Source organism: Thermogemmatispora argillosa, from assembly GCF_059696725.1.
Window position 1 is genome coordinate 4035626 of record NZ_AP019377.1, and the last position, 12815, is coordinate 4048440.

Here is a 12815-nt window from a genome sequence, read left to right on the forward strand (position 1 = left end):
AGCTGGCCTCGGCAAGCGAGCGGAAAACGGCAAGAGGCGAGCTAACAAGGAGAGCCGACAGAGCAGGCCACCGAGGGGAAAGCGCTAAACCGGCCCTCCCGACCGGATTAACCCTTGCGCCTGGCACTGTTCTCAGTATACCATGAGAACGAGGAGAGAAGCGGAGGGGTGGCAGAGAACAAGCGGGCAGCACCGTTGTAGAGCAGCATCTTTCACTGATGAGCGGCCAGACAAAGGCTGGGGCCAGCCAGCGCGGTCCCAGGGCCAGGGAGTGAGAGCATGAACAGCGAGAGCGAGGAGCAGGCCGGCGGGCGAGCAGCAGAGCGAGCGGAAGAGCGCTCTCTAGCCGTGGAGGGGGGAAGCAGCCCAACGCGTCTACTAGAGGAACGCGCCTGGAGTGGAGAACTCCCCTCGGGGATTCCCCCACGAGGAACCGTGGTCGTCACGATCACGCGTCAGCTAGGCAGTGGTGGTAGCGAAGTGGGGCGCCTGGTAGCTCGCCGCAGAGGGCTGCGCTATCTCGATCGTCAGATCATCACCGAGGTGGCCCGTCGTCTGGGGGTAGATGTGCGCGAAGCCAGACGCCTTGATGAATACACTGCCGGTGTGGCCGCGCAAATTCTTGAGGCAGTGCGCTCCAGCCAGCCCTTCACTTTCAACTATGCTGGCTTGCTGGGCCAGACGAGCCAAGCGGCGCAGCAACATGACGAGATTGCCTATCTGCATCTGACCCAGAAGGTCATTTTAGAGATGGCCACGCAAGGCAATGTTGTCATTGTGGGCCGTGGCTCCCAGTTCTTGCTCCAGCACGCCCCTCGCACACTCCACGTAGCGATTTTCGCCCCGCTATCGCAGCGCATTGCCCGCGTCATGAGCGCGCTGCGGGTTGATCAGCGCCGCGCGCGTGAGTTGATCGAACAGCGTGACTACGAGTACACCGCCTATCTGCGCCGTTACTATGGAAGCGATGGCCAGCAGCCGGGCCTCTATCACCTCCTCATCAATACGGGCCTCTTCTCCTTCGCGCAGGCTGCCGACCTCATCTGTCAGGCGCTGGCTGTGATCACCAGCGAGCCAGAAACTGATCTCTCATCCCTCTAGTCGTGAGTGATTGGACAGCCCAGGCCGCCCTATGGTATACTGTAGCGAAAGCAGGCGGAGCCAGGTCCTTTTTCTGCTGTTTCTGTGCTGTGCCGTAATAACGCTCCACCTGGCCAACCACGACAGGATGGAGAACGAGACTGCGAGACACGAGGCGGCCGCTTCCGCCTGGAGATACTCCTGAAGATGCTGCAAGGCGCAAGCCATGACGGCAGATAGAGCCAAATCTGCTCTTATGAATATCTTTCAGATGAAAGGGGTGTAGTGAGCATGCCGCACAAGGGTGAGCTGTCCAAGACGGCCCGTGCGTCGCTGGCGAATCGTGAGGAAATCAACCATCTGACGAGCCGCATTTGCGCGAAGTGCGGTGAGCCGATCATGCTGAAGGAGCTGCAGCCGGTGAAGGTGATCGGCAAAGGGATGGTCTACTATCATAAGAATCACTATAGTATCCAGCAGTAGGAGCGCAATCGGCGGGGAGCGCACTTGGAGCGAGCTGGCCTTCGCCCAAGGCGCAGCATGAGCCAAGGCCGGGGGAGCTGCTTGGACAGAGCGAGCGATCAGAGGCCAGGTAGTAGGCCTGGGCTCAGCTGCGGAGAGGGACCTTGTCAGCGCTGGCGTGGCGGGGTCCTGCCGGGCGGCCCGCAAGCGCTCCCGCTCCCGTTCAAGCAAGTGGCTCAGCTCTGCTTGCGCTGGGGCGGCGGCACGAAGGCGGTGCGGAGTGCGTGTCTTTGTCTGAGAAGGTGTCGAGCCAATGACATGGAAACGGGCGCGTGTTTTATTCATTCGAGCCTTATTGCTGCGCTGTCCAGTGTGCGGTGAGGGCAAGCTCTACTCTGGGTTCTTCAAAACCTACGAGCGTTGTCCTGCCTGCAATTTCGAATACGAGCGTGAGCCGGGCTACTATACTGGTGCAATGGCCGTCAACCTGGTGCTGAGCGAGCTGCTCATTACCGCGATCACAATCCCGCTGGCGGTCAATACCAGCGTCCCCTTTATTCCACTGCTCATCTGGGGCATGACTATGCCCATCATCTTCCCTCTGATCTTTTACCGGCACACCAAAAGCTTTTGGATGGCCTTTGATCACCTCATCCATCCTGTGACCAACGAGCGTATCTTTTTCCCTGAGTAGCGCCAGGGTGAGAGCGGCAGAGGGCATCAGAGGCGCGACTACTTGCCCACTGGCTGAGGAAGGTTTCCCCGTTTTGCCAACAGAGGGGCGCCGTCTGAGCGATAGAGAGCGCGATGCCGGCCCAGCCCTCTCCTTGCATTACACTGAGGTACCTGTCTCGGCCAGTGTCGATCTCTCCTCTTGACAGCGAAAGCGGGAATTGAGAAAATCGAGAGCAACTGTATATGTGAGGAGCAAGGTATCTTTGATGGTACAATCGCTAGAGCATCAGCAGGACCATTCACCGTTAGAGGAACCGGCCTCGCTGGGGGTCTCAAGGCCAGCCGGAGGCGAAGAGCAAGGAAAGTCAACGGTGACTAGTGCCGCCAGGGCAATTGCTCTTCGTGTAGCCTTTCAGGGCGAGCGGGGCGCCTTTGGTGAAGAAGCAGTCAGAGCTTATTTTGGCCCCGCAAGCGAGCCACAGCCCTATCGCAGTTTTGCGGATGTCTTTCATGCCGTTGCTTCTGGCGCCGTTGACTATGGTCTCGTACCGGTAGAAAATTCGCAGGCTGGCAGCATTAATGAGGTCTATGATCTCCTGCGCCAGCACGACCTATTTGTCATTGGAGAGATCAGCCTGCCGGTAAACCACTGTCTGCTCTGTTTACCTGGGCAGCAGCTCAGTGATATCAAGCGCGTCATTTCTCATCCACAGGCCCTGGCGCAGAGCGAAGCTTTTTTGCGGGAGCTAGGAGTAGAGGTCGTTGCGAGTTACGATACTGCCGGCAGCGCCAAAATGATCCGGGAGCAGAATCTACGCGGCGTGGCAGCCGTTGCCGGAGCAGCGGCTGCGGATCTCTATGGGCTACAGATACTGGCCGAGGGCATTCAGACCATCAAGGATAACCACACGCGCTTTATCGCCTTGGGACGTGACCCGGCGCCACGCCGAGAGGGACCGGCCAAGACCATGATCGTCATGGCGACACCTCATCAGCCTGGGGCGCTCTATCGGTGCCTGGGGGTGCTCGCCGAGCGGGGCATCAACCTGCTCAAGCTGGAATCGCGTCCCTCACGCCAGCGCATCTGGGAATATGTGTTCTATCTTGATTTCGAGGGGCACCGTGATGATCCACCGGTGCGGAGCGCTCTGGCTGATCTAGCGCAGTATACCACCTTTTGCAAGGTCCTGGGTTCCTTCCCGCGCCAGATTTAGCCTGGCCTGCGGTTGGCTTATCCTGTCACAACGAACAGAAGAAGAGGCCTCCCTAGCGCTCGCTACGTACCGGTCCAGGAGAGCTAGCAGGCGAGGGTGTCAGGAGGCAACCCAAGCAGACAGAGGGGGGACACAGCGTAAGGTTTCGACCGAGCTGGGCTTTGCTCACTGACTAACGTCCGCTGTGTCCCCGCTCTCCTTACTCTTCTTTCCCCTCTGCTCTCCTATGCTGGGGCATGGCGGAAGCGCCGCAAACGCAAAACGAGCAGAGGGAACAAAGCTCACCTGCTGGTGAGTTGCTAGCGACCAGACCAGGGCGCTCGAGGGGCCTCGGCAGGTGATCCTTAGCGCTTAATCTTCAGCGTATTCAGGAAATTCTCGGCCAATAGCTGGTAGGCTGGCGATTCATACTCTTCAATACGACCTGCATCGCAGAGGGCGGCGACCTGGGGATCAATCGGTAATTGCGCTAGCAGAGGGGCCCCAGTGATAGCGACCAGCTCGGCGCCCTGGCTAGGGCCGAAGATCTCGTAGCGTTCACCCGAGGGCGTCTCGAAGTAGGCCATATTTTCAACCACGCCGATGATGGTCCCCTTCAGATGACGCACCATATTAATGCACTTCTTAACCACCATCGTCGCCAGGAGCTGCGGCGAAGAGACGATGATGACCCCATCGGGAACCACGGCCTGCATCACAGTCAAAGGCGCATCGGAGGTTCCGGGCGGCAAGTCTACCAGCAAGAAATCGAGAAGGTCCCACTCGACATCGCTGTAGAATTGCTGGATCGCCTTGGCCACCATTGGCCCGCGCCAGATTACCGGGTCGCTCTCCTCCCCGAGGAACATATTCATCGAGATCACCTTGATGCCACCGCGGCTCTCCACTGGCCGGATGCGATTATCTGGCAGCATCGTCGGCTTGGCGTTCAAGCCGAACATTCGCGCCATACTAGGCCCAGTAATATCGGCATCGAGCACGCCGACCCGCTGGCCCTGACGTCGCAGAGAGACCGCCAGCAGCCCGGTGACCAGCGATTTGCCAACGCCCCCTTTGCCGCTCATCACTGCGATCACGTGCTTGATCTTGCGCCCACTCCCGGAAGCCATCGTCAGCGGGATACCGCGGCCAACAGGCGCCTTTTTGGGAGCGACAGAGATCGGCTCTCCCTTAATGGCGGCATTGAGATCCTTGAGCAATAAGTCCAGCTTCTCGGGAGGCAGACGATGGGTGCGCGCGCCACCAGCGATGCTCTCGCGGGAACCGACCGCGCACGCCGTGCAGGGCAACCCGTACCCGTGGAAGACCTTCACAGTCTCCGGGTGCTTGGTTACCACATCATGAATTACCATATCGGCAGTAATAAGCTCCGCCATATCAGCTGATACCCCATCCTCTCGTCGACCTGCCCTGTCGCATCAGACCGAACAGGCCGGCGTGGTCTTTCTCTCTTGTCTATGTCGGTTGCGCAAAGTGGCTCTCGCACTTAATTCCGACTTGTGCACTAAGTATTATAGCACAGGGATGCCGGCTCTGGCTATGCTCGACCCCCGTCGAGGCCAGAGGCCGGGTAGCCTGAGGCAGAGTCTGCCCCTGGCCCGGCTGGGCCGAGCGCACGGAGAGCCGTGAGTAGCAGGGACCCGTAGGGCGAAAAGCCACGTAGCGACATTGCGCAGCTCAAGCCAGTATGCTATCATGGCCGCGGAGGGTGCAGCCAGGCCAGAACTGGCAGCCTGGTGAGCAAAGGAGTCGTGATGAGACGAGAAAGGGCACCCTGGCTAGCGCTGAAAGAAGCTGGCTGGCTCGCTCGCGACGCGTATCGCTACTTGCTTGCTCGTTTGAGAAGGCCGTCGCCGATCCCGCTGCCTGCGGCCAGGAGGGGACTATCTTATGTCGACAGATGAAATGCTCTATCTGAAGCAAGTATCGAGCTTTGCTGAACTCCCCGACGATGATCTCCGCGAATTAATGGCAGTTGCCAAAAAGCGCACCTTTCGCTCCGGCGAAGTGATCTTTCACCGTGATGACCCAGGGCAGGTACTTTACATCATCAAGGAAGGCAAAGTCAAGATTTCAATTAGCAGCCCGGAGGGTCAGGAGATCTCACTCGTCATCTTTGGCAAAGGAGAATATTTCGGAGAATTTGCTCTGCTGGATGGCTTACCGCGGTCGGCAGATGCAGTAGCTCTGGAGCGCGTCGAGTGCTATGCCTTGCAGCGCGACGACTTTCACCGCGCCCTACTCAAGAATCCGCGCATTGCCATCCATATGTTAGAGTCGCTCTCGCGGCGTCTGCGAAATACCGATAAGATGATCGAAGACCTCATCTCCCTGGACGTTCCCGGGCGAGTGGCCAAGAAACTGCTGGAGCTGGCTGAGCTGCATGGAGTGCCGACAGAGGACGGTGTCCGCATAGATATCCGGCTCACTCAGCAAAACCTGGCCTCGATGGTTGGAGCCTCGCGCGAGAGCGTCAACAAGGTGCTAGGATATTTTTCCGCCAAGGGTTACATCTCAACCGATCGCCATCGGATTACGCTCCGACGGCCAGCCGAGTTGAAAGAGCGCATTTATTAGTGAAGGGGCTGGAGAGCGTATCAGCGAGCCGGGCTAGCCGGGCACGGCTGAACGGACTGAATTTTCCCTCTCTCCCTCCCCTGCCTCATCTGGGTGCTTCTCTGGGACCCGGGTAGCCAGGGAGTTTGTGCCTTCTCGCCTGTCGGCTCTTGCTGAAGGAGGCCCAAGGACAGGGTCAGCTGACGGTTGGCGAACGAGGTCAGGGCAAGGGCCGGACTTCCTGCCACGTCTGTTACTCCCCTTCCCCGCTACTCGTCTTCACACAAAGGTCAGGGTAGTCCGCCCTGGAGGATTGTGCAGTTTGAAGGCAGTGAAGGGAGCGTTTGACCATTGAACGAAGCGTTGACTGATCAAAGGGAGCAATCGCAGCCGGTCGAGCAAAGCGTGACAGTGGTCAGCGGCGAAGTAGGGGGAGAGACAAAGGCGGTGACGGAGGCCAGGACCTTCAAAGCCCGTCTTGGGGCGATGCTGCAGGCCCTGCGTCCGCGCCAATGGACCAAGAATCTGGCCGTCTTTGTTGGCATTCTCTTCGCCAGGCGCCTCTTAGAAGTTACTCCGCTGATCCATGCACTACTGGCTTTTATAGCATTCTGTCTTGTCTCAAGTTTTATCTATTTATTAAACGATCTGCTTGATCTGGAGAACGACCGGCGTCATCCCCGCAAGCGTAATCGACCTTTGGCCTCGGGCCGTTTGCCGATCTCGTGGGCTGTGGTGGCGATGGGCTGTTTACTGGGTGGGGCGGCGCTGCTCACGCTGGCTATTTTCGCCATTCCGCTGGGTGGTCAGCATCTGCCTTACAGCTCCCTGGGTGGGGGTGATCTGCTCTTCGCTCTTGTGCTAGCGACCTATGTAGTTCTGATGGTCCTCTACAGTCTGCGGCTCAAGCATGTCGTTTTATTAGATGTCTTTATTATCGCTAGTGGTTTTCTATTACGTATTTTAGCGGGAGCAGTAGTGATCTCGGTTGTGATCTCTCCCTGGCTCTACCTTGTAACGATTCTGCTCTCGCTCTTTCTGGCTCTCAACAAACGTCGGCACGAGTTGGTATTACTGCAGGGTGAGGCCAGTACTCACCGACAGATTCTGAAGGAATACAGTCTGCCCCTGTTGGACCAGATGATCACGATTACCGCTGCTGCGACCGTCATGGCGTATAGTCTCTATACCTTCCAGGGGCCAACGGGGGACCATCATCTCATGGTCACTATTCCTCTGGTGCTCTACGGACTTTTCCGTTATCTTTACCTGGTCTATATGCGTATGGAGGGAGGCAGCCCCGAGGAAATACTGCTGCGTGACCGCCATACCCTGGCGGCGGTCGTTCTATGCGCTGCTGTGATCTTTGTGGTGCTCTACGTGCTCCCGTCTTAGCAAGAGGAGGATCATCGGCCTATGTTGACTGCGAGCCGCTTCCGGACTGTGCGCACAGGCTTAGTGTTTTCGCTAGCCCTGGCTTTCGTTGTCCTCGTGGCCATTGGTCTCTATGCAGACTTCCCGCGCATGCTGCTGGCGCTTGCGAGTTTCCGCTGGTCCTTCCTGCCCTTGATTCTCTCTCTGACGCTCTTTAATTATTGTTTCCGCTTTTTCAAGTGGCAGTACTACCTCCAGCGTTTGCAGATTCGCCTGCCGCGCCTGACGAGCTTTCTGATCTTTCTGTCTGGGCTATCGATGGCCATTACGCCGGGGAAGGTGGGGGAGCTGCTCAAATCATATCTCCTCAAGCGTTCGACGGGAGAACCGATCAGCCGGACTGCTCCGATCATTATGGCCGAGCGGCTCTCAGATGGGCTGGCGATGCTCTTGCTGGCGGCCACGGGTCTGGTTTTCTATCGCTTTGGCTGGGAAGTGTTGCTGAGTCTGCTTGTGGTGGGCTTAGGGGTGATCTTACTGATTCAGCATCGCCCGCTCTCATTAAAGGTGCTCGCTGCTGGGGAACGGCTTCCTGTGCTCTCGCGTCTGGCGCAGCCGCTGCGCGCTTTCTATGAGAGCGCCTATACACTGCTCCGCTGGCGCCCTCTCCTGTTGGCGATTGCCATCGGCTTTCTCTCCTGGTCGGGAGAGTGTCTGGCGCTCTATTTTGTCTTTCTTGGCCTGGGGTTGCCGGCGTCGCCTGAGCTCTTGCTCAAGGCCACCTTTATTCTGGCTGTCTCCTCGCTGGTGGGGTCGGCCTCTGGGCTACCTGGCGGATTAGGCACGGCCGATGGTAGCCTGCTTGGCCTGATCCGCCTGTTAGTTTCTCCTTCCGCTGTCATTGGTGGTGCCGCAACGCTGCTTATCCGTTTCTGCACGCTGTGGTTTGGCCTGGCGCTCGGTGTTATTGCATTTCTCATTTTGCGTCTTACTCAATATAAGAAACTTTTTGCGCCGGAGCCTTATGAGGAAGGAAAGATGTATTTTTCAACAATTCTGGATTCTGGGACAAGACAGTCTGAAGCCGATGGAAGCTACAGACTATCCCGGGCATCGGCACCTCTAAGCAACGGAGAGTGAGCAACCCATGATGAAAACGCTCATCATCATTCCTACCTACAACGAGAGAGATAACCTGCGTCCCCTGATCAGGGAGATCTTTCGCTATGCGCCGGAAACGGACGTGCTCATTGTGGACGATCATTCGCCCGATGGCACGGGAGAGCTGGCCGAGGAGTTGGCCAGGGAGGATGCGCGCGTGCATGTCTTGCATCGTCCAGGGAAGCTAGGGCTGGGCACTGCTTACATCACTGGCTTCAAGTATGCCCTGGAGCATGGCTATCAGGCCGCTTTTGAAATGGATGCGGATTTTTCACATGATCCGCGCTATCTGCCTGATTTTCTGCGCCTCATCGAGGAGGCTGACCTGGTGATAGGCTCTCGCTACATCAAGGGGGGGGCTACGCCTAATTGGCCTTTCTTGCGGCGCTTGATTAGTGGGGGGGGCAATATTTTCGCTCGCACCCTTCTTGGCCTACCGGTACGCGATTGCACTGCTGGCTATCGCTGTTACCGGCGTGAGGTTCTTGAAAGCATCGATCTCGACTCGATTCGTTCGCGAGGCTATGCCTTCCAGGTCGAGCTGGTCTATCGGGTCTGGCGTCAGGGTTTTCGCATTGTCGAGACGCCCATCGTCTTTGAAGATCGGCGTGTGGGCCAATCGAAGATGTCGAAGGCCATCGTCTTAGAAGGCTTTCTCTTTGTGCTGCGCACCCGTTTTGGCCGTAAGCCCCAACTGCCGCCGCCGGTGCGGCGTGAAACGGCGCTGGTGGGGGGAGCCGCTGAGAGCGAGGCGCGCGAGCGTGTTCCTGGGACCTCACGTTGATCCCGCAAGCCAGCCGTGGTATAACTTGCTCTCTAGCCTGTCTTCTAGGGAGGCGTGCTGAGAGAGCAAGTAGCCAACTGGCAGGCAGGTTGTGGCTGTCATCATGCTGAGGGGTGGGGTGATTTGGCAAGAGCTAGACACCCCTGGCGCTACTGAAGTAGCCGGACTATGATACCGTTGAGGTGAGCAATCAAACAGGAGGCTGCTTCAGTAGCGTTTTCTTTTCTGTGCCCCTCGTTGCCGGCGACGCTGAGACGAGCGCTGCCCGTAAAGGATGGCTTCTGCGTCCTCGTAGTCTTCCAGCTTGAAGGCCGGGTCTAGTCCATAGAGAGCGCGCATGCGGATCTGGTGAGCGAAGCGTTGGGCTAGTCGGCGTGGGGGGGCATTCAAGGCTGCAGCCAGCCCGTGGGTGGAGGTGGCCTGGCCACCCTGACGGGTTACTGACTGACGCACTTCGCTATCGTCGCTGAAAAGCTGAACCTCGTGTCCGGCGGCGCGGGCCTCACGGGCCAGACGGGCGATGACCTGATCAGCGTTTTCGCCTTGTCGCGAGTAAATAATGTGGATGCGGCGCTCGTAGAGGTGCTGCTCATGCTTGCCGGTGCCATCGAAAACGACTGTAACGTGGTAGGGGGTATGACGATAGCGGTGGACAAGCTGGGTGATCAGCAGCTCACGGGCGCTTTCCAGGCTTTGGGTCAAGGCGGCACGAAACTGGGGATTACGTCGAATTACATTGTAGCCATCGACAAGGATGTGCTGTCCCATTGCTCACAGTCCTCTCATCATACCATATATCAATACATGTATAAACAATAGCGCATGGTGATCAGTCACCGGCCACTGAGGTGAGGTGGAGAAGAGGAGGGGTATTATTTGGCTTGCGCTCGCTTTCCCCCTGGCTGGTGCTCTCACTTTCACGTTCAGTGAAACCATTGTACCCACTGGAGGAAGAGATGAATAGCCTCGCGGATATCTATGTGGGTCACTCTCAGCACCAGGGCATTAAAGGACGGCGACAGTTCGGCGAGAAGGGTGGCTGTCAGGGCGAGAGTGAGGAGCGTCAGCAAAGGCAGAGAAAGCCAGGGGGGTAGAGTTCTCGCTCTTGGCTGATAGGTCTCTTTGGCTGCAGTGGTGGGACTTAGCTGGGCCTGGTCAGCTCTCGGCTGTACCTGGGAGCTGGTCTGCGGTGGGAGAGGAGCGTTGTGGGCAGGCGCTGTCTGCTGGGCGGCTGGAGCGGTCGGCGAGGACGAAGCGGGCAAGAGGGGGGGTGAGACGCTCTCGGAGGCGGAAAGCGCTGCGCTATTTGCCAGGGTGGCAGTGGGAGAGGGAGATGCTGCCGGTGTATTGGCGTCAGAGCTTGGTGAGGGGAGTACGCTCTGCATTTCGACTGTTTCAATGGCTGCGATGAAAGGCGAGGGGACACTGACTGCGCGAAAGCGGCCAGCCTGGATGCAGGTGAGTAGAGGCTCGGGTGAGGGGGCTACATCAGCGGTCTGGCAGGTGCATGTCTCGGGCGGCATGGGCAAAGCGGAGAAGGCCGGCGCTGGTGGGGGGGGAGCGAAGAGGGTGCCTTCCAGCGGGGGAACCTCACGACGGAAAGGGAGACCAAGCTCAAAGACGCAGGCTCCGCAGATACGGTGCACATGGTCCCAGCATTCGGGGCAGGCAGCACGGCGGCAGCGGAAGCAAAAGTGAGACATGCTCATCAGGGCGGCCTCTAGGACTGCTGGGCTGGCTAGGCGTAGCTCTGGGTGCAGGTGTGAGGGAGCAAAGATAGCCCCGCAGGTGCTGCAGGTCACCGTCTTATCCTCGATCGCCGGTGGACGGTAGATGCGTCGCACGCTGCGATAATGGCCTTGCAGGTCCTGTGGCTGTGGATGCTGGCCTGATTCTGGGAAGCCGTCATTCATGGCGATCTGCCTTCTCCGTCCAGGTTGATCTACAACGCTGCCGCGCGCGCCGCTGCCTGTCGCCGTCAGCCGGGCCGGCTAGGCGAGCGGTCAATAGCATAGGGAGCTGGTTCGCTCTCTCCTGTAGAGAGTATACCCTACAGGCAGGAGAAGATGCAGTGGGTCTGGCGTAGTCTTCCCTCCCTCTAGCCTTTGCCTTCCTGGTCCCTGCTGGTTCTCCCTTGAGAGAGGCTTGTTTTCGCCTGTCTACTTGGGCAAGAATTGCCCCTTTCGCTTTTTATATGTATACTTAATAAGTGAACTTCTATGAACTGTGATTCAGAGGTCATCACAGATGGGGGTAATCGAGCATCGGTCAGGATACCAGGTGGAACGAGTTTATGGCATTGATGGCGACAAAATCGGGGCCAGGCTGGAAGCGCTTTTTATTCAAAATGATCTGGCAGAGATAAGAAGATTTAGCCAGAGAGTAACTGAGGCTATGGAGGAGATTAAGCGGCTTATAAAGTGTAATGATGGAGATATCGTATTTTGCTCAGGAGATAGCATTCTCTTCTTGGGTAATTTTGAAGATGAGTGGTGCAGATGGATATTGCAGCGCTTTGCTGAACTCACGGGCTGTACTGCATCTATGGGCGTTGGAGAAAGCCCTCAGGAGGCCTACCTGGGGTTAAAGTTAGCCAAGGCCGTGGGAGGGGGAGCGTTGATCTATTATCGTCAGTGGGAAACATGTCCTTAAGAGGGAGCGAAGGTCATGCCTCGATCTTTGCTGCTTCTGGTAGGTTCTGCCAGGCCAGGGGCCTATATTAATACCATAGCTCACACTGTCAGTAAACTGGAAGTTAATCACATTGTTATGGTGAATATTTTAGATGCTCCACTTGGAGAATCAAACGATTTTGAAAATCTAGTGAATGAAAGTCTATGGAAAGCTATCAATGAATTAGCTAATGGAATGTATGGAAATAAGCAAATTTCTAAAGAAATGCAGGGCCTATATGGAAGTATTAGAGATATATATACATATCGTCATATTGAAAGAATAAATTATCATTTTCTTAGAGAAGATATCTCTAGATTAAGAAAAGTCTATGGAGCAGAAGCCATTGTAGATATAACCTCGCTACCCAAGCGAGTCGCAATTGACGTTCTCGCTGCCTGTCTTGCTGAAGATATGTCTCGTGTGATGCTCTTCGAACTAAAGAAGCAGGGAGGATATCTCTATCACGAGCTTTCAACTAGCGATTATGAATATATCCTTTTACCTGATTGGGCGCCTCTACTGAGCAACATAGAGGTTTTCTCTGCTCGTCGCAATCGTCAAAAATTCATATCTATCGTAGTGACAGTCTTTATTTCTCTGTTCATAGTCGTCCTGAATCAGCTCGGCCTTCCTGGCTGGGGGGGATGGCTAATGACCGCTCTTCTGATCTGCCTGAATGTTGTTGGAGCACTATTCCCTCTTGTTGAAGCCTTCGGGGGAATAAGTTTCCACCTTGCCTTCGGGCGGAGGTCCTGAAAGCTCCTCCGCAGCGGAATCCATCATGCTCGCTGGGTCAGGTCCCTTTTCTTAACCATTCTGACTTTCCCCCATCT

Annotated in this window: 13 protein-coding genes; 10 read left to right on the forward strand and 3 right to left on the reverse strand. The window is 56.8% G+C overall.

What is annotated here, in order from left to right; genetic code table 11:
• Positions 1-279: 279 nt before the first annotated feature.
• From AC6H1L_RS15700 to pheA, 4 genes are all read left to right on the forward strand, one after another.
• Complete coding sequence (locus AC6H1L_RS15700; RefSeq protein ID WP_497598426.1) at positions 280-1101, forward strand: cytidylate kinase-like family protein; 822 nt, start codon at positions 280-282, stop codon at positions 1099-1101.
• Between the two features lie 270 nt (positions 1102-1371).
• Complete coding sequence (locus AC6H1L_RS15705) at positions 1372-1563, forward strand: hypothetical protein (protein ID WP_497598427.1); 192 nt, start codon at positions 1372-1374, stop codon at positions 1561-1563.
• Between the two features lie 292 nt (positions 1564-1855).
• The gene (locus tag AC6H1L_RS15710) at positions 1856-2236 is read left to right on the forward strand and encodes a DUF983 domain-containing protein (protein WP_497598428.1); all 381 of its coding nucleotides are present in this window, start codon (positions 1856-1858) and stop codon (positions 2234-2236) included.
• 247 nt (positions 2237-2483) lie between these two features.
• Positions 2484-3431, forward strand: a complete 948-nt coding sequence (gene pheA / locus AC6H1L_RS15715; RefSeq protein WP_497598429.1) for a prephenate dehydratase — start codon at positions 2484-2486, stop codon at positions 3429-3431.
• Positions 3432-3775: 344 nt separating this feature from the next.
• Here the strand turns inward: pheA and AC6H1L_RS15720 are convergent, their stop codons facing one another.
• Positions 3776-4807 carry a P-loop NTPase gene (locus tag AC6H1L_RS15720; protein ID WP_497598430.1) on the reverse strand — a complete coding sequence of 344 codons (1032 nt, stop codon included), beginning with the start codon at positions 4805-4807 and terminating at the stop codon, positions 3776-3778.
• Between the two features lie 514 nt (positions 4808-5321).
• Here AC6H1L_RS15720 and AC6H1L_RS15725 point away from each other — a divergent pair.
• The 4 genes from AC6H1L_RS15725 (at position 5322) to AC6H1L_RS15740 (ending at position 9306) form a co-directional block, all read left to right on the forward strand.
• On the forward strand, positions 5322-6008 hold the full coding sequence (locus tag AC6H1L_RS15725) for a Crp/Fnr family transcriptional regulator (RefSeq protein WP_497598431.1): 687 nt from the start codon (positions 5322-5324) through the stop codon (positions 6006-6008).
• A 330-nt stretch (positions 6009-6338) separates the two neighbouring features.
• Entirely contained in the window at positions 6339-7382 is a 1044-nt protein-coding gene (locus AC6H1L_RS15730; RefSeq protein WP_497598432.1) for a decaprenyl-phosphate phosphoribosyltransferase, read from the forward strand.
• 21 nt (positions 7383-7403) lie between these two features.
• Positions 7404-8501, forward strand: coding sequence for a lysylphosphatidylglycerol synthase transmembrane domain-containing protein (locus AC6H1L_RS15735; protein WP_497598433.1), 1098 nt, complete (start codon positions 7404-7406; stop codon positions 8499-8501).
• Between the two features lie 7 nt (positions 8502-8508).
• On the forward strand, positions 8509-9306 hold the full coding sequence (locus AC6H1L_RS15740; protein ID WP_497598434.1) for a polyprenol monophosphomannose synthase: 798 nt from the start codon (positions 8509-8511) through the stop codon (positions 9304-9306).
• Positions 9307-9513: 207 nt separating this feature from the next.
• Here AC6H1L_RS15740 and AC6H1L_RS15745 read toward each other — a convergent pair whose 3' ends face one another.
• Positions 9514-10074 (reverse strand): NYN domain-containing protein, encoded by a 561-nt coding sequence (locus AC6H1L_RS15745; protein WP_497598435.1) that lies wholly within the window; start codon positions 10072-10074, stop codon positions 9514-9516.
• Positions 10075-10229: 155 nt separating this feature from the next.
• The gene (locus AC6H1L_RS15750; RefSeq protein ID WP_497598436.1) at positions 10230-11219 is read right to left on the reverse strand and encodes a hypothetical protein; all 990 of its coding nucleotides are present in this window, start codon (positions 11217-11219) and stop codon (positions 10230-10232) included.
• Between the two features lie 367 nt (positions 11220-11586).
• On the opposite strand from AC6H1L_RS15750, the gene AC6H1L_RS15755 reads away from it, so the two are divergent.
• Complete coding sequence (locus AC6H1L_RS15755; RefSeq protein WP_497598437.1) at positions 11587-11958, forward strand: mCpol domain-containing protein; 372 nt, start codon at positions 11587-11589, stop codon at positions 11956-11958.
• Positions 11959-11973: 15 nt separating this feature from the next.
• Entirely contained in the window at positions 11974-12738 is a 765-nt protein-coding gene (locus AC6H1L_RS15760; protein ID WP_497598438.1) for a hypothetical protein, read from the forward strand.
• Positions 12739-12815 lie beyond the last annotated feature (77 nt).

Bases quoted from the DNA above. Each gene is read 5' to 3' on its own strand.
- AC6H1L_RS15735 (WP_497598433.1), top strand. From the start codon at position 7,404: ATGTTGACTGCGAGCCGCTTCCGGACTGTGCGCACAGGCTTAGTGTTT.
- pheA (WP_497598429.1), top strand. From the start codon at position 2,484: ATGGTACAATCGCTAGAGCATCAGCAGGACCATTCACCGTTAGAGGAA.
- AC6H1L_RS15725 (WP_497598431.1), top strand. From the start codon at position 5,322: ATGTCGACAGATGAAATGCTCTATCTGAAGCAAGTATCGAGCTTTGCT.
- AC6H1L_RS15700 (WP_497598426.1), top strand. From the start codon at position 280: ATGAACAGCGAGAGCGAGGAGCAGGCCGGCGGGCGAGCAGCAGAGCGA.
- AC6H1L_RS15740 (WP_497598434.1), top strand. From the start codon at position 8,509: ATGATGAAAACGCTCATCATCATTCCTACCTACAACGAGAGAGATAAC.
- AC6H1L_RS15750 (WP_497598436.1), bottom strand. From the start codon at position 11,219: ATGAATGACGGCTTCCCAGAATCAGGCCAGCATCCACAGCCACAGGAC.
- AC6H1L_RS15760 (WP_497598438.1), top strand. From the start codon at position 11,974: ATGCCTCGATCTTTGCTGCTTCTGGTAGGTTCTGCCAGGCCAGGGGCC.
- AC6H1L_RS15720 (WP_497598430.1), bottom strand. From the start codon at position 4,807: ATGGCGGAGCTTATTACTGCCGATATGGTAATTCATGATGTGGTAACC.
- AC6H1L_RS15710 (WP_497598428.1), top strand. From the start codon at position 1,856: ATGACATGGAAACGGGCGCGTGTTTTATTCATTCGAGCCTTATTGCTG.
- AC6H1L_RS15745 (WP_497598435.1), bottom strand. From the start codon at position 10,074: ATGGGACAGCACATCCTTGTCGATGGCTACAATGTAATTCGACGTAAT.
- AC6H1L_RS15705 (WP_497598427.1), top strand. From the start codon at position 1,372: ATGCCGCACAAGGGTGAGCTGTCCAAGACGGCCCGTGCGTCGCTGGCG.